Consider the following 22,854-nt stretch of genomic DNA (forward strand, 5'->3'; position numbering starts at 1 on the left):
CAGATCGAAGAATTAACTGCGCTCGGGCAAACCCGATCACGGTACTCAGTTCGGCGGACCAACTCAGTACCATTATTTCAGAATGTGCGCTCTTTGCCCGACGCGCAGATCTCTAAACGGAAACTCCCTGCAAGACCTGATCACGTGAAAGGTCCGCCTTGAGACCTGACATCAGGATCTCCCCGCGCCGCAATACGACAAACCGGTCGGCGAGATCATAGGCGAAGTCGAAATACTGCTCGACCAGAACGATAGCCATTTCGTCCTGGGTTCGCAGATGGCGGATTACTTCTCCGATCTGCTGGATGATATTGGGCTGAATGCCTTCGGTCGGCTCGTCAAGCAGCAGCAGGCGCGGCTTGGTGATCAGGGCGCGTGCAATGGCCAATTGCTGCTGCTGCCCCCCCGACAGGTCCCCACCCCGCCGATTCTGCATTTTCTTGAGCACCGGAAACAGTTCGAATATCTCATCTGGGATGAAGTGCTCGCTGGCGGGTAGACAGGCAAACCCGGTTTCTAGGTTCTCGCGTACGGTCAACAGCGGGAAAATCTCACGCCCCTGCGGAACATAGGCAACCCCTTTCCACGCCATCTTATGCGCAGGCAGGATGCCCAGTTCCTCACCGTTCAACACCACCTTACCGCCCGAGCGCGGATGGGTTCCGGAAATCGCCTTGATCAGGCTGGTCTTGCCGACGCCGTTGGTGCCCATCACGCAGGTCACGTCGCCCTGCGCGGCCTCCATCGAGATACCGAAGAGGATTTGCGAATGCCCATAGTGCAGGGTCAGGTCATTCAGTGTCAACATCGCCTAGCGCCCCAGATAGACGTCGATGACGTCCTGATTTGATGTCACGTGGTCAAGCGAGCCCTCGGCCAGAACCGCACCTTCATGCAGAACGGTGACCTTGCAGTTCAGACGGCGGACGAACTCCATGTCATGTTCGACGACCACAACCGCGCGGGTTTTGGCGGCCTGAACCAGCAGGTCGGTGGTGTGCTCGCGCTCCTGCGGGGTCATGCCCGCCGCGGGCTCGTCAACCAAAAGAAGCCGCGGCTCCTGTGCCAGCAGCATTCCGATCTCCAACCATTGTTTCTGACCGTGGCTGAGTTCGCCGGACTTGCGGGTCAGTTCATCCTTCAATCCTATCTCGGCGGCCAGTTCTTCGACCTTTTCCAGATCCTCGGGTGAGGGGCGATAGAACAGCACCCCCAGCCAGCCGCGCTTGTTTTTCAAGGCCATCAGCAGGTTTTCCTGCACGGTCTGATCTTCGAACACGGTGGGTTTCTGGAACTTCCGCCCGACGCCTGCCTGTGCGATCTTGGCCTCGCTCATCCGCAGCAGCGAAACGGATTTCTCACCCCAGATCACCCGGCCCTCATCGGGTCGGGTCTTGCCGGTGACGATGTCCATGAAGGTGGTCTTGCCTGCCCCGTTCGGGCCAATCACGGCGCGCAGTTCAGCCTCACCGATCTGGAAAGACAGGTTGTTGATGGCGCGGAACCCATCGAAGGTGACGGAAACGCCGCTGACCTCTAGCAGGGTGCTCATTGGCTGGCCTCCTTCTCACGCAGGGCGCCGTCGTCTGGGCCCAGATTGGCGCCGTGGCGGTCTGGATGGCGACGGTTGGTCCACAGATCGAACAGCCCGCCTATACCCTGCGGCGCGAACAGTGTGACCAGCACAAAGGACACGCCCAGCATCACCTGCCACCAGTCGACCCATTTGATCGTGTAGAACCCCAGCGGGATGTCCGGTGCCTGCCCGCCCGTGAACCAGGTGCTGAGCAGACTGACGAAGGCCGCACCGATGACGGCTCCGTACAGGCGACCACGTCCGCCGATTGCGACCCAGACGGCGAGGTAGATCGAGGCGATGGGGGCCATTTCCTCGGGGTTAATGATGCCCGCCTGCGGGTAATACAGCGCGCCCGCGATGGCAGAGATGCAGGCGGTCAGAGTGAAGACGGCCAGTTTGTAGACCTCGACGGAATACCCCAGGAAGCGCACCCGCGCCTCGTTATCGCGGATGCCGCGGATGACCGAGCCGAACTTGCCCGACACGATCCACGCGGCCAGCATATAGCCCAGCCCCAAGGCCAGCGCCGAGGCCCATAGGAACCAGATCGACACCACGTCCTGTGAGGCGGCCACCCCAGGTAAGTTCTGAAGTCCCGATAGTCCGTTGTTGCCGCGCAACCCGCTGTCGTTCTGGAAAAGATAGAGGGCCAATGCCAAGGTCATCGCCTGTGTCAGGATCGAGAGGTACACGCCCGTTACGCGGCTGCGGAAGGCCAGCCACCCGAAGATCAGCGCAAGCAGGCCCGGCACTAATACGACCAGCACCAATTGCAGCGTCAGGCTGTGGGAAAATGCCCAAATCAGCGGGAATTCCGACGATCCGACGACGCCGAAAATCTGCGTTCCGATGGCGTCCACAACCTCGGACGGTGTTGGTGGGACTTCGGCCTGCGACAACGATTCGACTACAATCAAGCGGGTGCGTTCGTACATCAGCCACATGCCGATCATGTAACCGCCCAGCCCGAAGAAAGCGAAATGGCCCAACGACAAGATACCGGTGAAGCCCCAGACCAAGTCCATTGCCACGGCGATCAGGCACAGGCACAGAGTTTTACCCAGCGTCTTGACGAAACTGGTCGAGATCGCGCCGATCCCGAACCCTTCGGACAGGACGGTTACGCCCAATGTGAACAGCGACAGGATGGCCAGAAAGACCAGCACGGACGGGTTCTTGGCGACAAAGCTGCGTTCCATGGCTCAATCCCCCGCCGCGCGGCCTTTGAGGGCGATGATCCCCCTTGGCCGGAATTGAATGAAAATGATGATGAAGATGATCATGTAAGTTTGGGCTGCAAGGGTGTTCGACGGGTTCATCCACTCGATCCCCTTTTGCAGGAAGCCGATCATCCCGGCGCCAGCCAGCGCCCCCCAGATGTTGCCGACACCGCCCACGACCACGGTCATGAAACTTTGCACGATATAATCACTGCCCAGATCGGAGGTGACCTTGGCAAAAAGACCGATGGCAACCCCGGCGATTCCGGCGATGCCGGAACCAAGACCGAAAGTCAGCATATTCACCCGCCCCGGATTGATGCCCATCGAGCCAGCCATGCGTGGGTTCTGCGTCACGGCGCGCATCTCAAGCCCCAGGCGGGTACGTTTCATAATGTAAAGGAACAGCCCCAAAAAGATCATCGCCAGCACGAAGATCGCGATACGGATATAGCTGATCGAGACAACATCGTTCAGAACCCATGCCCCGTCCAGCCAGCCGGGCGCGGTCAGCGGGCGTGCCTGCGTGCCAAAGATGTTCTTGGCCAACTGCTGCAGCGCGATCGAGATGCCGAACGTCGCCAACAGCGTTTCCAGCGGGCGGGCATAGAGCCAACGGATCACCAGACGCTCCATCGCGACGCCCATGGCGAAGGTGACGGCAAAGGCCATCGGAATCGCTACGATGATCGACAGCGTGTGGTCGGGGATGAACTGCTGCACGACGTAACCTGTGTACGCGCCCATCATGATGAACTCGCCATGGGCCATGTTGATCACGCCCATCACGCCGAAGGTGATAGCGAGGCCAATAGCGGCTAGGAAATAGATCGAAGCCAGTGAGATCGCGTCCAGCGTAAGGTCCAGCGTCTGGTTCAGGCCGACCTTCAACTCGATCTGTTCCAGCGCCTTTTCGGCGGCGGCGGTGACTTCAGGCGAAGGCTCCACATAAGTTTCAAAGAACACATGCGTGCCCAGCGCCGTGTCAATATCGGCCTGCGTGACCAGATCGGGCACCACCCCGGCCTCAGCAAGCGCTGTATAGGCTTGCGTACGTGATGCGTCAGAGTTCAATTGCGTGACAGGGATGCCTCCGACCCGCCCACCGTCGATATTGGCGGACAACGCAATGCGAATATCATCAGGAGAGACCCGCGGAGCAGCCAGATCGCGCGCAACCAACAGGTCATAAGCCTCGGCGGCGCTCAGCGCGTCTGCGCCCGGCACAAGTATGGCAGAGATGTTGGCATCCGTTGGAATCTCGACAGCGACTTGCCGTTTGGTCACAACCAGAGGGTTCAAGGCCGCGCGGACGTCAACGCCCAGATCGCCCGACATTTCTTCAATCGCAGCTACGCGCGCCGTCGAATCTTCGTCATAGCCGATGGTCAGCAGCCGCTCGAGCCGATGTTTCTGTACCTTTAGATCAGCGTCGGGCTCTTCGTCGATCGAGGCCCGCAGAGGTTCCAGTAAGGCCCCATCGGGATCACGCTGAATAGAACGCAATGCCGCAGAACGCTTGGCGCGGCTCGGGTCCATCAGCTGGAACTGCACCAGCGCGGTGCCGATCATCGCACGGACACCGCTGTTGGGTTTCATCTGTTTCAGGTCGGATTTCTCAAATGTGCCGACAACCTCGCCGCTATCGAAGTCGGTCAATTCATACGACCGACCCTCGGCCTTTGTGCCTGCGAAATAGTGACCATCCGACTTGCGCATCCACATGTTCTTGGCGGCCCATGTCTCAAGCATCACTTGCGCCTGCGGCAAACCACTGGCGGCAATCGCATCAATCGCCGGCTTGATCGTCTTGCGCGAGCTTTTGGCGATGATCTCCCGATGCTCTTGCAGGATCGGTTGCAGCCCACCCTCTTGCGCGTTGGCGGTCAGGCAGGCGCACAGGATTGCGAGGCCCGCAAGGAAAAGTCGTAACATGTGGAGAAACCCGAATGTCTTTGGGGCAAGGCGGGTGGTAACACCCGCCTTGCGAGAGGATTAGTAGTTCGACAGGGTCTGAACGCAGGTCTCGGTCTGGGTGTTGTACATACCGCAGCCCAGGTCTTTCCAATCCGATTTCAGAACCGCCGATTCCGGCAAGAAGTCGGTCCAGGCGTCGCCCGGCACAACGTCGGTTTCGCTGACGATGTCGAACTGACCGTCTTCCTGAATCTCACCGATCAGAACCGGTTTCGCCAGATGATGGTTCGGCAGCATCACGGCGGTTCCACCGGTAAGGTTCGGGAATTCCTGACCGTACATTGCGGCGCGCACGGCGTCGACTTCGGTCGAGCCAGCCTCAGTCGCAGCGTTCACCCACATATTGAAGCCGATGTAATGCGCCTCCATCGGGTCGTTGGTCACGCGCTCGTCCCCCATTGTGGCTTTCCATGTTTCGACGAATTCAGCGTTGGCCTCGGTGTCCGCCGACTGGAAATAATTCCATGCCGCGAGGTGACCAACGAGGTTGGCCGTGTCCAGCCCCGACAGTTCCTCTTCACCGACCGAGAAGGCCACGACCGGAATGTCATCCGCCGAAACACCTGCGGCGGCAAGCTCTTTATAAAAGCCAATGTTCGCGTCGCCGTTGATGGTCGAGATTACGCCGACCTTCTTACCATCCGCGCCCAACGCGACCACGTCGGCCACAATCTTGGACCAGTCGGAATGACCAAAGGGGGTATAGTTGACGAAGATATCCTCGTCCGAAATGCCCTTACCTTTCAGGTAGCTTTCGAGGATGTTGTTGGTGGTACGCGGGTAAACGTAGTCAGTGCCCAGCAGCGCAAACTTCTCGACCCCCAGTTCGTCCAGGAAATAGTCGGTCGCAGGGATCGCCTGTTGGTTCGGCGCGGCACCAGTGTAGAACACGTTCTTCGAGGATTCCTCGCCCTCATACTGAACCGGATAGAACAGCAGGCCGTTCAACTCTTCGATCACCGGTAGGACCGACTTGCGGCTAACCGAGGTCCAGTTGCCGAAAATCACGTCCACCTCATGCACGGTCAGCAGCTCGCGCGCTTTTTCGGCGAACAGGGGCCAGTCTGAAGCAGGGTCGACCACAACGGCCTCAAGCTGTTTACCCAGCAGGCCGCCCTTGGCGTTTTGCTGTTCGATCAGCATCAGCATGGTGTCTTTAAGCGTGGTCTCCGAGATCGCCATGGTGCCCGACAGCGAGTGCAGAACGCCAATTTTGATGGTGTCTTCGGCCGACAGGGCAGTTGTCGCCATGGCTGCGAAAATCGCCGAACCGGCGAGTGTGGCTTTGAGAGATTTCATTTAATCCTCCTGGCGGGTTCCGTGGCAGAAGGCTTGCGCATAGGCGCATTCTTCTTCTACCTGATCCCCGCAACTGTTGTTGCGTTCCGTGTGGCGGTTGTGTCCGAGGTCCAATTCGCGCAGCCGTCACACACCCCCTGGGTTCGTCCCCGCGGCGGGCACCCATACGGTTTCTGCATTGCGGCAAACTTGGCAAATTGCAGACCCTGCCAATTCGTAAATTTGACCCCATCTGCTTAATTTTCGACCTACCGGCGAGGTTCGCGTCTAAAATTTAGTCACGCGCATCGGAAAATCTCCCAAATGCGGCACCCCGGAATAGAGTTCCGACGCCCCAGCGGTGAAACAAGTGGCAGAAGTCTGAATTCTGCAGGTGCGCCATTACTCAACTTGCCTCCATATTGCCCAAGCAGGGCGTGATGCCGCCGAGGGCCAAGGGCGCGATTCGTCTGAGTGCCAAGCAATTGGGCGACAGATCGGTTCTGGACGGGTTTCGCCAGTCGGGGTCTTTCAAGTGCCTGTTCCCGCGGTCTGACGACACCGGCCTGGATGCGGTTCTGCTGAACACAGCGGGTGGGATTACCGGCGGCGACTCTTTCCGGTTCACCGGGCACGCCGCCGCGGGTACGACCGTGACCCTGACGACCCAAGCCTGCGAGCGTGCCTACAAGGCGCAGCCCGGCTCTCAGGGCCAGATCACCAACCACCTGCACGCCGATGCTGTTGCCAGGCTGAACTGGCTGCCGCAGGAAACCATTCTGTTCAACGGCAGCGCTTTGGACCGGCGCTTGCTTATCGAATTGGCCCCGGCCGCCTCTGCGCTGATGGTCGAGCCGCTGGTCTTTGGCCGCAACGCCATGGGCGAGACGCTGACCAATATCCGCCTGCGCGACCGGATCGAGATCCGGCGCGACGGCACGACGATCTTTCTGGATGCCACGCGGTTTTCGGGCGATCTGAACGCCCATCTGGCGAAACCCCATATCGCCAATGGTGCCGGAGCCATGGCGCTGGTCGTCTTTGCCTCTACCACGGCAGAGGGGCAGTTGGCGCCGGTTCGCCGGATGCTGCCCGACAGTGCTGGTGCAACGCTGATCCAGAACGATCTGTTGGTGATCCGACTGCTGGCCAAAAACAGCTTTGCCCTGCGCCGCGCGCTGATGCCGGTGCTACTGCACCTGAACAACGACACTCTTCCCCGATGCTGGATGATCTGACATGAACCTGACCCCCAGAGAAAAAGATAAACTGCTGGTCGCCATGGCCGCCGAGGTCGCACGCAAACGGCTGGCCCGCAGCGTCAAGCTGAACCACCCCGAAGCGATCGCCCTGATCACCGACGCCGTCGTCGAAGGCGCACGCGACGGGCGTTCGGTCGCCGACATGATGCAGGCCGGGGCCGATGTGATCACCCGTGAGCAATGCATGACAGGCGTGCCCGAGATGATCCAAGAAGTTCAGGTCGAGGCCACCTTTCCCGACGGCACCAAGCTGGTAACCGTCCACAACCCCATCCGCTGAAAAAGGAACACAGACATGATCCGTATGCTCTTCCCCGCCCTAATCCTCGCTGGTCCCGCCGCTGCTCATACCGACGCCCATATCCACGCCCATGGCACTGATTATGCCGCATTGGGCCTTGGCCTGGCGGTGATCGCATTGGCTGCAACCATCCTGATTTTAAAACTGCCGAAATGATCCCCGGTGAACTTTTCCCGGCCGAGGGCGAGATTACCCTGAACACCGACGCCGAAGCGGTGACCCTGATGGTTGCCAATACTGGCGACCGCCCGGTGCAGGTGGGCTCGCACTATCACTTCGCCGAAACCAACCCGGCTCTGGAGTTCGACCGCACCGCCGCTCGAGGGCTTCGTCTGGACATCGCACCGGGCACCGCCGTGCGGTTCGAACCAGGACAAGAGCGTGAAGTTTTGCTGATCCCGATCGGCGGAGCACGCAAGGTTTATGGGTTCAATCAAAAGGTCATGGGGGAGCTTTGATGCCAGCACAAATCAAACGCTCTGACTATGCCACCATGTTCGGTCCCACCACGGGTGACAAGCTGCGGCTGGCCGATACCGATCTGGTCATTGAGGTCGAACGCGACCTGACCACCTATGGTGAAGAAGTCAAGTTCGGTGGCGGCAAGGTGATCCGCGACGGAATGGGGCAGTCTCAGGTCACGCGCGCCGAGGGGGCTGTGGATACCGTCATCACCAATGCGCTGATCGTGGACCATTCGGGCATCTACAAGGCAGATGTCGGCCTGAAAGACGGGTGCATTTCCAAGATCGGCAAGGCCGGAAACCCGGACACACAGCCCGGCGTCGACATTATCATTGGCCCTGGCACCGAGGCCATTGCCGGTGAAGGCCGCATCCTGACCGCCGGGGGGTTCGACAGCCATATCCATTTTATCTGTCCACAACAGATCGAGGACGCGCTGCATTCCGGCCTGACTACCATGCTGGGCGGCGGCACCGGTCCCGCGCATGGCACACTGGCGACCACCTGCACCCCCGGCCCCTGGCATATCGGGCGGATGCTGCAGGCCGCTGATGCTTTCCCGATGAATTTGGCATTCGCAGGCAAGGGCAATGCCTCACTGCCAGCAGCATTGGAAGAACAAGTCAAGGCAGGCGCCTGCGCTCTGAAACTGCATGAGGATTGGGGCACGACGCCCGCCGCCATCGACTGCTGCCTTTCGGTGGCGGATGCGATGGATGTTCAGGTGATGATCCACACTGACACACTAAACGAATCTGGCTTCGTGGAAAACACCGTGGCCGCCATGAAAGGCCGCACTATCCACGCCTTTCACACCGAAGGAGCAGGCGGCGGCCACGCCCCCGACATTATCAAGATTTGCGGCGAGAACCACGTTCTGCCCTCCTCGACCAACCCGACGCGTCCCTTCACCGTGAACACGGTCGAGGAACACCTGGATATGCTGATGGTCTGCCACCACCTCGATAAGTCCATACCTGAGGACGTCGCCTTTGCCGAAAGCCGCATCCGACGTGAAACGATTGCAGCCGAAGACATTCTGCACGACATGGGCGCATTCTCGATCATTGCCTCGGACAGTCAGGCCATGGGGCGGGTCGGAGAGGTTTTGATCCGCACCTGGCAAACCGCTGACAAGATGAAGAAACAACGCGGTCGCCTGCCTGAAGAAATCGGCGACAACGACAACCTGCGCGTCCGCCGTTATATCGCCAAGTACACCATCAACCCGGCCATTGCCCACGGTCTCAGCCATCAGATCGGCAGTATAGAAGAAGGTAAAAGGGCTGACCTGGTCCTGTGGAACCCGGCCTTTTTTGGCGTGAAGCCCGAAATGCTTCTGCTGGGTGGCACCATCGCATGTGCCCAGATGGGAGACCCCAATGCTTCGATTCCAACACCGCAGCCGGTTTACAGCCGGCCGATGTTTGGAGCATATGGCCGCTCGGTTGAAAATTCGGCGATCACTTTTGTTTCCGAGGCTGCGCAGTCCGAGGGGATTGGTGATACACTTGGTTTGGCCAAGCAAACCGTCGCCGTGCAAAACACCCGCAACATCGGCAAATGCGACCTGCTGCTGAACGACGCGACCCCCCATATCGAGGTTGACCCTGAAACCTACGAAGTGCGCGCCGATGGCGAACTGCTGATCTGCCATCCCGCCGAAGTGCTGCCGATGGCGCAGAGGTACTTTCTATTTTGATCAAAATTTGCGCCGCGTTGCAGCATGCGCATCCCGGCCATGACCAATCACCCTCTATACAGTGAGACCGAAATGCCAAATTATAAAACCCATGGGAGGACCAACGTAACTCAAGATTTCGAGGGTCCTAATGGCACATACAGCAAATCAAACCACTTCCGGATTTTCCGTTGCCGGTATTCTTTCCGCAGTCGGAAGGTCAATCTATTCGGCCTTAGAGCAGTTAGCCGAGTCTCAGTCTCGCGTGAAGAAGATCGAGTTCCTGCAATCACTGAGCGACGACGAACTCGCCAAACGTGGTATCGCACGCGATCGGATTGTTCATCACGTGTTTGCCGACCGTATGGGTATCTGACTGGCGCGCTTCACTTTGCGAGGGAGGCGTGCGCATGAACGCCTTTCTTTGCACTGCTCGTCAGTATTCCAATCATATGCACGGAGATCCGGCGGATCACCTTTCGCTAACCTATGAAGACCGTTTCCTGCGCCGAAAGGTTCTGACTTGCGATGGTGGTGAGCAAATACTTGTCGATCTGACTCACACGACATCTCTTGATCACGGCGGTGTATTAATTCTCGAAGACGGGCGAGAAATCGAAATTCAGGCCGCCCCCGAGGCGCTATTGGAGATTACTGCCCCCGATCTGACCCGCATTGCATGGCACATCGGCAACCGGCACACGCCCTGCCAGGTTGAAAAGAGCCGCCTGCTTATCCAGGTAGACCATGTTATCCGCGACATGCTGGTGAAACTCGGTGCCAAAATCCGGGAAACCGTCGAACCCTTCACTCCCGAAGGTGGAGCGTATGGCCACGGCAGGACCCATGGCCACTCTCACTGAAGCTGATATCCTGACTCTGACGCAATGGCTGTCACCCGCTTATCCGGTGGGCGGGTTCGCCTATTCGCACGGGCTGGAATGGGCCATTGAAAGCGGCACTGTTAAATGCATTGCAGAAACGGGCGACTGGATCGCGGACGTGATCGAGCATGGATCAGGACGCAACGATTGTGTGTTTTTGGCCGCAGCGTATCGGGCTGTCTCTTACGATACGCTGGCAGAAATCGACCAGACCGCGCGGGCGTTTTCCGCCTCGTCTGAACGGCTGATGGAGTTACGCCTGCTGGGCGAGGCGTTTTGCGGTGTGACCTCAGAGGTCTGGGCGGTGAATATGGGCAGCCTGACCTACCCTGTCGCCATTGGTCATGCCGCAGCCGTCCTGGAACTGCCACTTGGCCTGACGGCGCAAATGTATCTGCAGGCCTTCATGGCCAATCTAATGGCCTGCGCGACACGCCTGGTGCCGCTGGGCCAGACCGATGGACAACGGCTGATCCGCGATCTGACGCCGCTCTGCCAGCGGGCCGCAAGCGAAGCGATTGAGACAGGGCTGGACGATCTGGGATCAACCGCCTTCCTGTCCGACATCGCGTCGATGAAACACGAAACTCAATACTCAAGGATGTTCCGAACATGAGCAGTATGAACGGCCCATTGCGCGTGGGCATCGGCGGCCCGGTGGGCGCAGGCAAAACCACCCTGACCGCAGCGTTGTCCGAGGCGCTGCGTGACAGGGTCTCGATCGGAGTGATCACTAACGACATCTACACCCGCGAGGATGCCGAAGCGCTGATGCGTATGCAGGTCCTGCCTCAGGACCGGATCATCGGTGTAGAAACAGGTGGCTGCCCGCACACGGCAATCCGCGAGGACGCTTCAATCAACTTGGCTGCAGTGGCTGAAATGCAAAAGCGGCACCCGGATGTAGAGGTGGTGCTAATTGAAAGCGGCGGCGACAACCTGTCGGCCACGTTCAGCCCCGAACTGGCGGATGTCACGCTCTATGTGATCGACGTGGCAGCTGGCGAAGAGATTCCCCGCAAGGGCGGCCCTGCGATCACAAAATCCGACGTCCTGATCATCAACAAGACAGATCTTGCCCCCCATGTCGGTGCCTCGCTTGAGGTAATGGACCGCGACGCCACCCGCATGCGAAACGGGAGGCCGTTTGTGTTCTCATCCCTGCGGCAGAGACAGGGCATTGATTCCATTGTGACTCTTCTTGGACAGATTGGCGGGCTGGACATACCGGTTAAAGAGGAAGCGGTCGTATCCTAGTTCAGATAGCGCGTCTGGAGCCACTGTTACCGAGACTACGCGCAAAACGCACGTCAGACAGCACTACAATACCAAACGACCACAAAGTGCTCTGGGCTACCGCCCTCCGGCACCCGAAACCATCGTCCAGATGGAACAAAGACCGGTCATGCACTAACAATCAAATTGGACCACTCAGGTGGGGCTGATCAGCAGACGTTCAAAAGTCTCGCAGCATCGGGAAGTATGGGCTCACAGCCGCGATTCGAGATATCGTCTTGGACCGTAGTTTCTCCCTACCTGGGGTATACCCGGCCCCGCGTATACCATGGGAAGGGAGAAAACCCCGATGTGTACGTCTTCGGGTATTGCAGTTTCACTTGGCTGACGGTGCTGACAGCACTGACGGTGGAGGCGCATTGGTTTTCATTAGGAAAAGAATCAGCCTCAGTTTCGTATGTGATACGTAGCCGTAGTTTGTAAGCGTTGCATTTGACCCCCTAAATCACCCCTGTGGTCCGCCCCTTAACAGTCGTTCGCAGTTATGTGTTCGTGGGCAGCCCTGAGCCCTTACCAGAACTTCACCGCACTTTGAGGCTTCGCCCAAGCAGCAAGTCGTGAACGGGGTCAATTAGGACATTAGTGTTACTAGTGACCTAAGGCAGGTTGGCGGACCATGGCTGTCGTTCATAATTCGGAGGTCAAGGTCCGTTTTCAATCATGTTGTGTTTTAGGTACTGGTCTCGATCCCATCTGGTTTCATCATGAAGTTCGCCAGTTGCTAGAAGGTAGAATAGCCCCTTCAACGCGGAATTCAGATGCCAGATGTCATCTATGCTGAAGAAGGGAATTGATTCCGGACCGTATCTACTGTCCGTATGAAAGTTACGCACCTGATCTGAATAGTAGTCCTCGAAGAACTTGCGCTTCGTGTGTGGCACCCCGTAGAGCTCGTCCATATACGCCTGCGCATCATGAGAACTGGGATTTTTGGCACCCGACTTTTTCAGTCTTTGCAATATCATGCTGTAAGCAGCGTCCAGTGCGATATGCGAAGAAGCCAAAGAAGCGTCCCGAAATTGGAAGTGATTGAACAGCATTTCCGATTTTAGTAGCGCATGAAGTCCACGGATAAGTACAGGATCATCGACGTCGACTGCTCTGAAAAAGATCGTTGCTTGCTCTAAACGCCGATAATCCCAATCGAAGAACTGATATTGAGCAAGTTTGCTCGGCAGCAAGCCATGATTTCCGGACATAAAGTAGTCATCAGTTGCCGCTGCTTTAAGAAGCGGTTTGAGCAGTGCCCCATCTTCTACGACAGCATCGACAGAGCACTCATCGATGTCTCTAAAAATTGGTAGTGGGTACATCCTGACGCCTGAGCTCTCCCCATGTCCTAAGCACATTGCGGCTAAGAACCTTACTTCCTGTACAGTCCAGTTATCCAGTTCAAATGCAGGTTGATCTGGCCCAGTGCGCCCGTATCGCTCTATCATCCTGTTTTTGGTGCAGAGGAAAAGAGTGGGCCCACTCCGAAGAAGCATGTCGCTGCCAATCCTTACGTCGGGATTGGGATAAGAACCGAGAAAAGACATGGGCCGGATACGAATGCTCATTGCGCCACGCTACCTTGTGGGCACGCAGGTTTCAAAGAACTTGTTCTCGTAGGTAAAAAGAGAAAATCTGGACCGAAAGTCCTTGTGTTATTTCTTAGCATCTTCCGAAAAGCGGTCATTGGCCGCAGAGCAGAAACAGCGTAACTCTGGGCTCAAACCACCTATCTGTACCCACTGTAGACAGTGGTTGCTCCTAGCCTAAACTGATCGATTCTGGCATGTGCGCGAATGGCGGCTATCGTTTTTTTTCGCTCAAGTAAGTCTCCGAGAAGCCATATTTCGTTCGTATATAGTGCCTTGCCAAAGCCCGCATGATTTCGGCGGCAACTGATAACCTACGCGTTTCAGCGGATATATCTGCATCGGATTTGAATTTTTTGGAGACATGACCGGCTGCGACACGACAATTGTAGCAATAATCCTCAATTTCGAGTTCTTTTCTATCTGAATGAAACTGCTCCAAAGTACGGTCATGGACATCGGCGCAAGCATCCGGGAATACGCGCTTTATCCAGTTCTTTGCCTTCCGAGCGTCGCGCCTCATTTCGAAGACTTTGAAGAAACTCAGGACTTCCTGTGATGCAATTTCAGCCTCTGCAGCATTCAATCCTTCCCGGTAGTAGGAAAGGCAATTTAGCAACGTTTCATCTTCCGGCATTGAGCGATAGAACATCCATTCGATCATTGTGGAAGATGCCATGTCACGCCTTGGCACGGGCACGGGTACGGGGTTGCCTCCAACTTCCGTCAGCATGTTGTTCAAATAGCGCAATGGCAGTTTCAGCGATTGTGGGTGGTTTCGCGTCTTGTTCGTTGATGGCGACTCCGACTGCGCCAGCTTTGAAGTCGTTCAGGAACGCATCAAGCTCTTGATCCGTTGCTGATGGAATTTTGGGACCGTAGGTCCCGTTTCGGATTTGGCTGATTCTACCCGAGTTAACTGGGCGGTCTTGGCGATTGAAATAGAATTGAATGTCCACGTTCCGTTCACCGCGCGCCAACAAGGCTTTGATCAAGCCAATTTCTTCGTCCGTTATTCTTCGAGCCATTTGGGGCCTCAAATTTGCTCAACCAATGATTGCAACCACTTTGAGGCTGTCGGCGCAGGGTGCAAGCCCTTGCACCTGATAGGCGCAACGAAAGTCCGGAATGTAGGCTGCAACTGCGGCATCTAGGCAACGTGGTAGATGTCCGGATTGGGCCGTCCTTACGTTTGGCGGTCGCCGCGATGGGGCGACATGCTGCGCATGGTGTAGCGACGGCTTCGAGCCCACTTCTACCGATGCTGCGCGTTGCTCGAACGTCAGCTTTGCGTTGAGCATTCTAGGTGCGTTGTCAGGCTCATAGATTAAATCCAGAAACTGGTTCTAATGGTTCTGACCCACTGGAGTCCCAGTACTAGCTGCCATTTCGAAAGCGTTGCAGTGTCTGCGGATAATTCGATGGAAAACTCCAGACAGCTTCGCCCGGAGCACGCACAAGCCCGCGCGCTTGAGGATCTCGGTCTGTAAGCAGAGAAATGAACAGGTCACTGCTGGCCCAGGGCGAAGACCGAAAGTACCAATGCCCGTTTCCTGTATCGGCTGCTTCGGCCTCGGTCACATCGATGATATGTAGGGTTTTCATCTCAGACAGTCGGCGCTGGAACAGAGACCCATTTATTGCTTCATCGGAAACCTGACCCAGACGGTCGCGGCCGAAGACCAACCGTGACATCGCCAGCGCTGAATCGGTCTGCGATTGATAGAGTGTCACACCTATAACGGCATCCAGAAGGCCGTCTTCAATTGATTGCAAGAAATAGCTTCGATCAAGATCGCTGCTGATCAGGATCAACTGCCCCAGCCGCGGCTTTGGCCCAGGCCGCAAAGCAATCTGATAGGCGGCTTCAAATGCGAGCCTTGAGCCTGCGCTGTATCCTATAAGGTGAATGCGCCGGGCGTTGGTGTTTGCCGACAAGTATTCGACAAGAGACCGCAAATTGCGGCGCGTTGCCAATGCAGATTCCTGATCCCGAAAATACGCCAAGCGATTGGGTGTAGCGGGCCAGTTGTAGCTGATGAAGGCGCCCTGATAGCCCAGAAAGTGTTGCAACTCTTTGGAGACAAGGGTCGAGTAATCAAAATCGACATTGTAGCCATGGACATAGATGAAAATGTCTTTGTTGCGAGAGGCTGCAAGGTGATCGTCAATCCATTGGGCAAACCGAAGTCCGGCTGCCTTCATCTCCTTTTGCGAAGGTGGATCGTTCATGTAGCGCGTGACACTGAACGGCATGACACCAATCTCTTGTACGTCAGACAAGCTGAGCGTGTAGTCCTTAGCGCGGTCGCGCGTCATGGTAACGTGGCGAAGCTTTTTCAACGTCGCCAATGGGGGGTTGCTTTGCACTTCGGCAATGCCGGTACGCAGAATGTGACCGCGCTCATTGTTGTAATAGGCTTGTGGGTCGCCGGGAACCGCGGGCAGCCGATCTGTAGCGTAGAATAGCTGCGAACGCTGCACGAAATTGTCTTCCGTGATGTCCTTGTAAGGGTCAAAAGCAGCCTCGGCATAGACCGTTGGGGAGGGCATCAGTTCAATTTCGTCATAGATGTTTGGCCCGCAGGCAGCGAGGACACAGAACGAACACACGGTTGCCGCAGGCAAAGCTCTGGCAATCAGTCGCCTCGTCGTTCCTTTTCTGAATTGCCTTTGTCCGACTGTTCGCATCCGGCTGCAATTGTCGGTCCCAAGCATGTCGGCACCGCTGCTCGCGCCTTGGCGCAACTTCGATACTACAGACCTGTTTGTGTTCGGCATGGCCGCCTTTCGCATAATGCCCTTACTCAGAAGCTGTAGGTCACACCCAACACGGGTCCGAATTGTGAGAGCTTGAACCTGCTGTCAACTTCACCTTTGTCGACCATGATGTAGCGATAACCTGCGCGCAAATTCCACTTTGGAGCGATCGCATAACCTACCGTTGCCAAAAACTGTGCGGTTTCGCGATCTGAGCGAAATCCACCATAGTCGGCCAAGGCAACGGCCGACCATCGGTCATTGATCTGATACCGGATACGGGCCGCAATCAGAGGGTCTATCCAATCGTCGCTGGCACTGGAACTTGGTGCCGGGGTGGGGCCGCCGACCAGAGTGATCGTGCTGCTCGTCTCAAACCAGCGAAACCCGCCACCGAGATCGACGGCCAGGTTTTGGTCTTGATAGGCCGTGTAAGCGGCATATCCACTTAAAAACTGCGTCTTCAGACTGGTTTCAGCGCCACTGAACACCGGGCCGGGAGTGTCATTGTCAAAGGACAGGTCTGTGCGCATGTAGTCCGCGATCAGCGACCACCGGCCACTTCGCGCTTCAAGTGTACCCATGAATGCCAGATCAAGGTTTTCAACCGCTTCACTGAAGCTGAGTTCCGACTCCAGCGATCCAATGGTTGTCTTGGTGTCCGCCGCGTAGATGTAGAAGCTGCCGGAAAAACTCCAGTCGGAGTCCTGTGCCACTGCTGTTGATCCGCCGGGCAGCATCGTCGCCGCAACCAGAAAACTGCTTGCGATACACCGTATTTTTAAGCACGCCATGGCCCGCTCCCCCCTTTGCCTATCCCGAGTTCGAGGCGCGGCAAAAGATGGGCCGCGCCGTTGTCCTGTTACGTTTCACAATCGCATTCGACCGGGTCGAGTATCGGAACAGATGCCTTAACGCTATTCATTTCACGGGCGCGAAACTCTGACGGTGTTTGACCCGTCCATTTCTTGAAGGCCCGTGTCATGGCCGTCGCGTCAGAGTATCCCAAATGATCAGCGATATCGCCCACCGACAATTCAGACTTGGAAAGCAGATGTTTCGCCTGGTCACATTTGGCTTCGATGACGATGCGCGACAGTGATGTCCCATAGACAGCAAGCCGTCGGTTGAGAACCGCGCCTCGAAAACCGCATGCCTTGGCGAGCGCCGTAGCCGACAAGTCCGTGCGCCCGACCCTTGAGTTGGCAACGCTTTGGATCGAACTCAACAAGTCTGTAGGTACAGGGTTTTTTTCGTCCTGAGTGGTCAACACGTACTCGGTCGCGGTTCGGTTAACCAGTTCAAACAAAAGCCAGGCACTTGGGAAGCGGATGGAATACCCGTCTGAGCCCGCACCTACCGCCCGGATACCGTAGAAGTAAGACGGGAGCAGATCAGGACGGTTCACACGCACAAGAACCTTATTTGCTTCCCAACGCTGACCTGCGGTTTCATGCAGCAACGTAGCCCATCGGCTGATCTGAAACGCATCCATATAGGCGGGCGAACAGCATGGCGTGAACCTGCGTTTGGCGGACAGCACGGCGAACTCTCCAGAGACATCGAGTGTCATGGTGACCGCGTTTGTGTTGTTTCCCGCATGAACGCAAAACCTGGCAATGAAATCGGCCAGCGACTTTGCTACGCGAAAGGCCTGTCCGAATGGGGATGCAACGGTCGGATCTGAAGTTTGACCAACAAGTGCTGGAAAGTCTGGGGATGTCTTTTGTGCGACGGCTTCAAACACGGCATAGACAGTGTCGTGCGGAATGAAACAACTCGGAGCGTTCAATTCCGAGAAGGATAGATCGAATTCCGCTAGGAGACTTTCTACAGATTGACCGGATTCTTGAAACGCAAGCAAAAGCGGCACGATAACCCGCCCGCGTGTAAGCGGCGGTGTTCTGTGTTGAGCATGTGCGTCATGCCCTGTCATCATAGCTCCTTAAGACCCCGCAATTGAAAGGTCGGGCACGTCAAGCATAGACCAGCGCGGCTCTGTGTCCCTGACCTGCGTCAAAGCGGAAGTCACTTTTTGAGGTAAAAAAGTCAGGTGCCCGCTGGTAGGGGCTCAATCGAATTGAACCACGCTACCCGCAGAGAGTGCGCTCTAAGAGATTGACATCACCACACGAATAATAGGACCGCCGTCGGGTCAATATGCAAAGAGAGTTTCTAGTTGTTGGCCGAAACGCTATCGCTACCTGTCATTTTTAACCAGTTTTCGGAAGCGGTCGCTCCAATCTGTCAGGGCATACATTCGAACTTTGTGGTTTGTTGGAGAGAGATGGCCAAGGCTCCAATTGTAGCATTTTAAAAAACAACAAAATGAGAGGCGTGAGAATGCGCTTTTGATCAGGTGCCGGGACCATCAAGCAATGCATTTCTGTAATTGGCTAGTGGAGCGGGCAAACTATGAATCTCACGCACAAACGCTGGAAACTTGCTGCTTTAGCTGTCCTGATTGGAAGCACAGCGACCGCTCAGAGCTTTGATACCACGGTCGATGCACTTGCTGAGACATACGAAGTGCCCATTACCATAAACAACTTTGTTCGGGCTGCTACAGACAATGAACTGAAGACGTACAATGGCCTGGCCGGAGGCGTAAATCAGTTCTTTCACTTCAAAGAACCCACCCCCATCGACAATCAGCCCACCATTCGGATGAATCGCGACACACTCTACAGCGTTGCGGTTATTGATATCAGCCAAGGCGCAACCTTGACTCTGCCCGATGTGGGCGACCGATACATGACGACGATGGTGGTCAATCAGGATCATTTCATCAATGAAGTGTTCGACGGTGGCGGTGTGTTCCAGCTTGACATGGGTACATTCCATACCCCCTACGTACTTGTTTTCATGAGAATACTGGTGGATGCCGAGAGCCCCAAGGATGTTGCGGCGGTCAATGCAATTCAGGACGGGTTCACCATTGATGCTGCCTCCGCAACGCCCTTCGAAATGCCCAATTACGACGCGGAGAGCTTTGAGGCGCTGCGCCAAGCCGCAATTGAGCTGGGCAGGTTCGCCACAGACAGCGTCCGGACTTTTGGTAAGGCAGATCATGTAGACCCATTACGCCATTTCCTTGGCACAGCAGTCGGCTTTGGTGGGCTGCCAGAAGACGAGGCCTTTTATCTTAATATCGAGCCCGGCCTGCCGCTTGGGGAATACAAAATCCAGGTCCCGGCGGATGTGCCAGTGAACGCATTCTGGTCCGTGAGCCTTTATAATGCAGACGGGTTTTTTGAACTCAATTCCCTCGACACGTATGTGGTCAACTCGGTCTCAGGCACCAAGAATGACGATGGCAGTGTGACCGTGCACTTCGGCGGTTGCAACGACGGACGTGTGAACTGTCTCCCGATCATGGATGGCTGGAACTATGCCGTGCGCCTTTATCAGCCGGGCCCAGAGGTCATCGACGGAAGCTGGGTCTTCCCCTCCGTAGAACCCGCAAACTGAACAACAGGATGCTTACGATGAAAAAGCTTCTTCTGACAGTCGCGCTTACACTCCCGACAGGCGTTTGGGCCGAAGACATGGTCGATGTGACCGTCGACACCCTTGTGCGCGCCGAGACAGATCACATGTTTCGGACCAACATGGCCAATCTCGGCCTCGCTGTTGGCGAATTGGGGCATATGCGCGAAGCCACCACACCGGATAACCAGCCCGTCATCCGCATGAACCAGGACACGCTCTACTCCGGCATTCTGCTGGATTTGAGCGAACCCGTCGAAGTGACACTGCCTAAAGCGGATGGCCGCTATATCTCGATGCATGTCATCAATCAGGACCACTTCATGTATGCCGAGGCAGAGCCCGGCACGTATCAAATCACACAGGAAGACCTTGGTACGCGCTTTGGTTTCATCGCGTTTCGCACATTCGTCGATGTGACTGACCCGGATGATATTGCCGCCGCGCAAGCGGCACAGGATGGAATTGTCGTCAGCGGCGGTGGAACGGGCCCGTTTGACGCGCCCAACTGGAACACCGAACAACTTGCCACTGCGCGTCAGGCGATAAACGATTTATCCTTGCTGGGCACCGATTCAGCCCGCGCCTTTGGCAGAACAAAGGACGAGATTGATCCGGTTCAGTTTCTGGTCGGTGCGTTCTCGGGTTGGGGCGGTCTTCCGCCTGAGGCCGCGATCTATCTGTTGGACGCGGTCGATCAGAATGACGGCGAAACACCGCATGCGGTAACCGTCAAGGATGTGCCGGTTCGGGCGTTCTGGTCGGTGACTGTCTATAACGGTGACGGCTTTCTGGAAGCCAATGATCTGGGCGTAAACAGCTACAACGGTTACACAGCCGAAGCAGCAGAAGACGGCTCGGTCACGTTGCATTTCGGTGGGTGCGACGATGGCCGCGTGAACTGTCTGCCGATCACTTCGGGCTGGAACTATGCGATCCGCCTTTATGAGCCGGAGGATGCAATCCTGAACGGCAATTGGACCTTCCCGAAGTTGGAGCCGATCAACTAGGCCACTCGCCCAACCTGCATTTCAAAAGGAGTACACGGCTATGCGTCGATCCCATACTCTTATGGGGCTGCTTTTTGCAGCCAGTGCCGGAACCACAACCGTTGCAGACGAGGCATCCGATCTGGCCCAGGAACTGGCCAACCCGCTTGCGGCAATCGTCTCGGTTCCGTTTCAATTGAACCATGATGAAAATCTGGGCGTCTCTGATCAGGGCTCGCGCACCACGCTGAACTTTCAACCAGTCGTGCCCTTTCAACTGAACGATGACCTTAACCTGATCACCCGAACTATCATTCCTTACATCTGGCAGGAAGACGTTGTGCCGGGCACACGCCAGGAGGGGTTCGGAGATATCCTTTTCTCTGCGTGGTTCTCGCCAATCGGAACCGGGGACATAACGTGGGGCGTGGGTCCCGTTGTGCGCTTTCCAACCTTTAGCGACGTATCGAGTGATACATGGGCTACTGGGATCACCGGCATTGCACTGCGACAGACCGGTCCGTGGACCTATGGTGCGCTGGCCAATCATCTGTGGGATCTAGAAAGCAACCCCGACACCCCCACGAATGTGAGTTTTGTCCAGCCCTTTCTTGCTTATTCCACCGAAGGCGCGTGGACCTATTCGCTGCAAAGCGAAAGCGCCTATGACTGGGAAACTGATGCCTGGGCTGTGCCTATAAACGCTTCGGTCTCCAAGCTGGTCCAATGGGGGGCGCTGCCGGTCAATCTGCAAGCGGGGGCGGGCTATTGGCTCGAAGCGCCCGAAGTGGGTGCCGAAGGCGTTCGATTGCGTTTGCAGGCTCAGGTCGTCTTGCCCAGAGGGCGCTGACGTTTGGCTGAAGAACTTTTTATGAAACGTCGAAAATAGGGAGGTCTTGATGGCCGATCAGATGCAACGCAATGCGCAAGCGCATGTCGAGCTTGACCCTGACCATTAGGATCTGATTGTCAGAAGCTGCAATCGGCTCATTCGACACGCCGTTCGGGTGATGTCTTTGTTCATGGTCGTTGTGATCGGATTTGCCGTCATCGACGCCGGTTACTCGTTCTACATCAAGCTTGTAAGTCCACCGGTCCTGATTCTTGACGTCAGTGTTCTGTTGGAGGTTTTTGCGGCCGCGCTTGTTGTGCTGATCGCTATCGAGATTTACACGAATGTCACGCTCTACCTGACGGCCGATGTCATACATGTGAAGCTGGTAGTTGCAACTGCCCTGATGGCCGTTGCCAGAAAGGTCATTACACTCGATACGACGGACCTGGAGCCGCTTTATTTCGTTGGGTATTCTGGACTCGGTCTGGCGTTTGGTGTCACGTATTGGTTGCTGTGGCGTGGCAAGTAGATATTTCAAAGGACGCCTGTATCGACGCTGGCATAAGCGAGATCGCCGACATTAGTGTTTTTTTGAAGCCGCAATCGCCTCCTTATTCAGCCAAAGAAGAAACGCTCGAAAATCTTAAAGAAATCCGGAAGCAGACCTTGGCACCTGCCCGGTGAAAGTTCCCTTTGTCCGCCATCCAGTCATCCAGCTCCCCACAAACCGAGCGGCCGCAGCGAATGTCTGGAATGCGGGCAGCGACTGCAGAAACCACAGAGACCGACCAACGGCAGCTAAGGGCCGAAGGACACAAATATGAATTTCCGTATTGGCGCGTAGCGCCAATATAGGCTTTAGATGCCTATGCCGGATGACGCCAATTTGGGGGTCAGATGCAACGCTTACCGTAGTTTGCTTTCTGGCGTAGCACCGCTGTAGCACCGGACGTTGGAGTCCAGAACGCAAAAAGCGCCCCTTGGGGCGCTAAGTGTTTGTTTTCCTACCGTTTAGTTTGGTTGCGGGAGCAGGATTTGAACCTGCGACCTTCAGGTTATGAGCCTGACGAGCTACCGGGCTGCTCCATCCCGCGACACTTAGCGTTGGTCTACCGCCTATTCGGCTACTTGAGACCGGGTAGTGTTTTTCCATCGTCAGAGAGAAGGGGGCTTTTTCTAGGTTTGGCGGTGACCTACTCTCCCGGGGCTTAAGCCCAAGTACCATTGGCGCGGCAGTGCTTAACTTCCGGGTTCGGGA

The 22,854-nt window shown here is 56.3% G+C and carries 23 protein-coding genes, 1 tRNA gene and 1 rRNA gene; 13 read left to right on the forward strand and 12 right to left on the reverse strand.

Features of this window, described 5'->3' with window-relative positions:
- Nucleotides 1–112: 112 nt before the first annotated feature.
- The 5 genes from urtE to urtA are packed head-to-tail and all read right to left on the reverse strand — an operon-like array spanning nucleotide 113 to nucleotide 6,075.
- On the reverse strand, nucleotides 113–808 hold the full coding sequence (urtE, locus tag ACR1XY_RS18195) for an urea ABC transporter ATP-binding subunit UrtE (RefSeq protein WP_480595337.1): 696 nt from the start codon (nucleotides 806–808) through the stop codon (nucleotides 113–115).
- Nucleotides 809–811: 3 nt separating this feature from the next.
- On the reverse strand, nucleotides 812–1,552 hold the full coding sequence (gene urtD / locus ACR1XY_RS18200; protein WP_480595338.1) for an urea ABC transporter ATP-binding protein UrtD: 741 nt from the start codon (nucleotides 1,550–1,552) through the stop codon (nucleotides 812–814).
- Nucleotides 1,549–2,778, reverse strand: coding sequence for an urea ABC transporter permease subunit UrtC (gene urtC / locus ACR1XY_RS18205; RefSeq protein ID WP_480595339.1), 1,230 nt, complete (start codon nucleotides 2,776–2,778; stop codon nucleotides 1,549–1,551). Before urtC ends, urtD begins: the two co-directional genes overlap by 4 nt.
- A gap of 3 nt (nucleotides 2,779–2,781) precedes the next feature.
- The gene (gene urtB / locus ACR1XY_RS18210; protein WP_480595340.1) at nucleotides 2,782–4,734 is read right to left on the reverse strand and encodes an urea ABC transporter permease subunit UrtB; all 1,953 of its coding nucleotides are present in this window, start codon (nucleotides 4,732–4,734) and stop codon (nucleotides 2,782–2,784) included.
- Between the two features lie 60 nt (nucleotides 4,735–4,794).
- Nucleotides 4,795–6,075 (reverse strand): urea ABC transporter substrate-binding protein, encoded by a 1,281-nt coding sequence (urtA, locus tag ACR1XY_RS18215; RefSeq protein WP_480595341.1) that lies wholly within the window; start codon nucleotides 6,073–6,075, stop codon nucleotides 4,795–4,797.
- Between the two features lie 419 nt (nucleotides 6,076–6,494).
- Between urtA and ACR1XY_RS18220 the strand changes: the two genes are divergently transcribed.
- The 9 genes from ACR1XY_RS18220 (at nucleotide 6,495) to ureG (ending at nucleotide 11,904) form a co-directional block, all read left to right on the forward strand.
- A complete protein-coding gene (locus ACR1XY_RS18220; RefSeq protein WP_480595342.1) occupies nucleotides 6,495–7,292 on the forward strand; it encodes an urease accessory protein UreD in 798 nt (265 codons plus the stop codon).
- 1 nt (nucleotide 7,293) lies between these two features.
- Entirely contained in the window at nucleotides 7,294–7,596 is a 303-nt protein-coding gene (locus ACR1XY_RS18225; RefSeq protein WP_480595343.1) for an urease subunit gamma, read from the forward strand.
- A 15-nt stretch (nucleotides 7,597–7,611) separates the two neighbouring features.
- Entirely contained in the window at nucleotides 7,612–7,773 is a 162-nt protein-coding gene (locus ACR1XY_RS18230; protein ID WP_480595344.1) for a peptidase M23, read from the forward strand.
- Nucleotides 7,770–8,075: an urease subunit beta gene (locus ACR1XY_RS18235; RefSeq protein ID WP_480595345.1), complete on the forward strand. Its 306-nt coding sequence runs from the start codon at nucleotides 7,770–7,772 to the stop codon at nucleotides 8,073–8,075. The genes ACR1XY_RS18230 and ACR1XY_RS18235 overlap by 4 nt, the downstream gene beginning before the upstream one ends.
- Nucleotides 8,075–9,784: an urease subunit alpha gene (gene ureC / locus ACR1XY_RS18240; protein WP_480595346.1), complete on the forward strand. Its 1,710-nt coding sequence runs from the start codon at nucleotides 8,075–8,077 to the stop codon at nucleotides 9,782–9,784. Before ACR1XY_RS18235 ends, ureC begins: the two co-directional genes overlap by 1 nt.
- A gap of 130 nt (nucleotides 9,785–9,914) precedes the next feature.
- Nucleotides 9,915–10,139 (forward strand): hypothetical protein, encoded by a 225-nt coding sequence (locus ACR1XY_RS18245; protein WP_480595347.1) that lies wholly within the window; start codon nucleotides 9,915–9,917, stop codon nucleotides 10,137–10,139.
- A 34-nt stretch (nucleotides 10,140–10,173) separates the two neighbouring features.
- On the forward strand, nucleotides 10,174–10,626 hold the full coding sequence (locus ACR1XY_RS18250; RefSeq protein WP_480595348.1) for an urease accessory protein UreE: 453 nt from the start codon (nucleotides 10,174–10,176) through the stop codon (nucleotides 10,624–10,626).
- Complete coding sequence (locus ACR1XY_RS18255) at nucleotides 10,610–11,263, forward strand: urease accessory protein UreF (protein WP_480595349.1); 654 nt, start codon at nucleotides 10,610–10,612, stop codon at nucleotides 11,261–11,263. Before ACR1XY_RS18250 ends, ACR1XY_RS18255 begins: the two co-directional genes overlap by 17 nt.
- On the forward strand, nucleotides 11,260–11,904 hold the full coding sequence (gene ureG / locus ACR1XY_RS18260) for an urease accessory protein UreG (RefSeq protein ID WP_480595350.1): 645 nt from the start codon (nucleotides 11,260–11,262) through the stop codon (nucleotides 11,902–11,904). The genes ACR1XY_RS18255 and ureG overlap by 4 nt, the downstream gene beginning before the upstream one ends.
- 680 nt (nucleotides 11,905–12,584) lie before the next feature.
- Here the strand turns inward: ureG and ACR1XY_RS18265 are convergent.
- From ACR1XY_RS18265 to ACR1XY_RS18285, 5 genes are all read right to left on the reverse strand, one after another.
- The gene (locus ACR1XY_RS18265) at nucleotides 12,585–13,502 is read right to left on the reverse strand and encodes a hypothetical protein (RefSeq protein WP_480595351.1); all 918 of its coding nucleotides are present in this window, start codon (nucleotides 13,500–13,502) and stop codon (nucleotides 12,585–12,587) included.
- Between the two features lie 235 nt (nucleotides 13,503–13,737).
- A complete protein-coding gene (gene mauJ, locus ACR1XY_RS18270) occupies nucleotides 13,738–14,274 on the reverse strand; it encodes a methylamine utilization protein MauJ (protein WP_480595352.1) in 537 nt (178 codons plus the stop codon).
- A gap of 626 nt (nucleotides 14,275–14,900) precedes the next feature.
- Nucleotides 14,901–16,076, reverse strand: coding sequence for an alpha/beta hydrolase (locus ACR1XY_RS18275; RefSeq protein ID WP_170400931.1), 1,176 nt, complete (start codon nucleotides 16,074–16,076; stop codon nucleotides 14,901–14,903).
- A 254-nt stretch (nucleotides 16,077–16,330) separates the two neighbouring features.
- The gene (locus ACR1XY_RS18280) at nucleotides 16,331–17,077 is read right to left on the reverse strand and encodes an outer membrane protein (protein ID WP_253282656.1); all 747 of its coding nucleotides are present in this window, start codon (nucleotides 17,075–17,077) and stop codon (nucleotides 16,331–16,333) included.
- A 68-nt stretch (nucleotides 17,078–17,145) separates the two neighbouring features.
- Nucleotides 17,146–18,222, reverse strand: a complete 1,077-nt coding sequence (locus ACR1XY_RS18285) for an AraC family transcriptional regulator (protein ID WP_480595353.1) — start codon at nucleotides 18,220–18,222, stop codon at nucleotides 17,146–17,148.
- 476 nt (nucleotides 18,223–18,698) lie between these two features.
- On the opposite strand from ACR1XY_RS18285, the gene ACR1XY_RS18290 reads away from it, so the two are divergent.
- The 4 genes from ACR1XY_RS18290 (at nucleotide 18,699) to ACR1XY_RS18305 (ending at nucleotide 22,125) form a co-directional block, all read left to right on the forward strand.
- Nucleotides 18,699–19,754 (forward strand): DUF1214 domain-containing protein, encoded by a 1,056-nt coding sequence (locus tag ACR1XY_RS18290; protein ID WP_170431627.1) that lies wholly within the window; start codon nucleotides 18,699–18,701, stop codon nucleotides 19,752–19,754.
- 17 nt (nucleotides 19,755–19,771) lie between these two features.
- Nucleotides 19,772–20,782 (forward strand): DUF1254 domain-containing protein, encoded by a 1,011-nt coding sequence (locus ACR1XY_RS18295; protein ID WP_170694911.1) that lies wholly within the window; start codon nucleotides 19,772–19,774, stop codon nucleotides 20,780–20,782.
- Between the two features lie 40 nt (nucleotides 20,783–20,822).
- Nucleotides 20,823–21,611: a transporter gene (locus ACR1XY_RS18300; protein ID WP_480595354.1), complete on the forward strand. Its 789-nt coding sequence runs from the start codon at nucleotides 20,823–20,825 to the stop codon at nucleotides 21,609–21,611.
- Nucleotides 21,612–21,771: 160 nt separating this feature from the next.
- Nucleotides 21,772–22,125, forward strand: a complete 354-nt coding sequence (locus tag ACR1XY_RS18305) for a phosphate-starvation-inducible PsiE family protein (RefSeq protein ID WP_170334894.1) — start codon at nucleotides 21,772–21,774, stop codon at nucleotides 22,123–22,125.
- A 488-nt stretch (nucleotides 22,126–22,613) separates the two neighbouring features.
- Here ACR1XY_RS18305 and ACR1XY_RS18310 read toward each other — a convergent pair.
- Both ACR1XY_RS18310 and rrf read right to left on the reverse strand, forming a co-directional pair.
- Nucleotides 22,614–22,690, reverse strand: a tRNA-Met gene (locus tag ACR1XY_RS18310).
- Between the two features lie 86 nt (nucleotides 22,691–22,776).
- Nucleotides 22,777–22,854, reverse strand: a 5S ribosomal RNA gene (rrf, locus tag ACR1XY_RS18315); the annotation flags it as partial.

It is taken from the genome of Ruegeria sp. AD11(2025) (assembly GCF_056542405.1).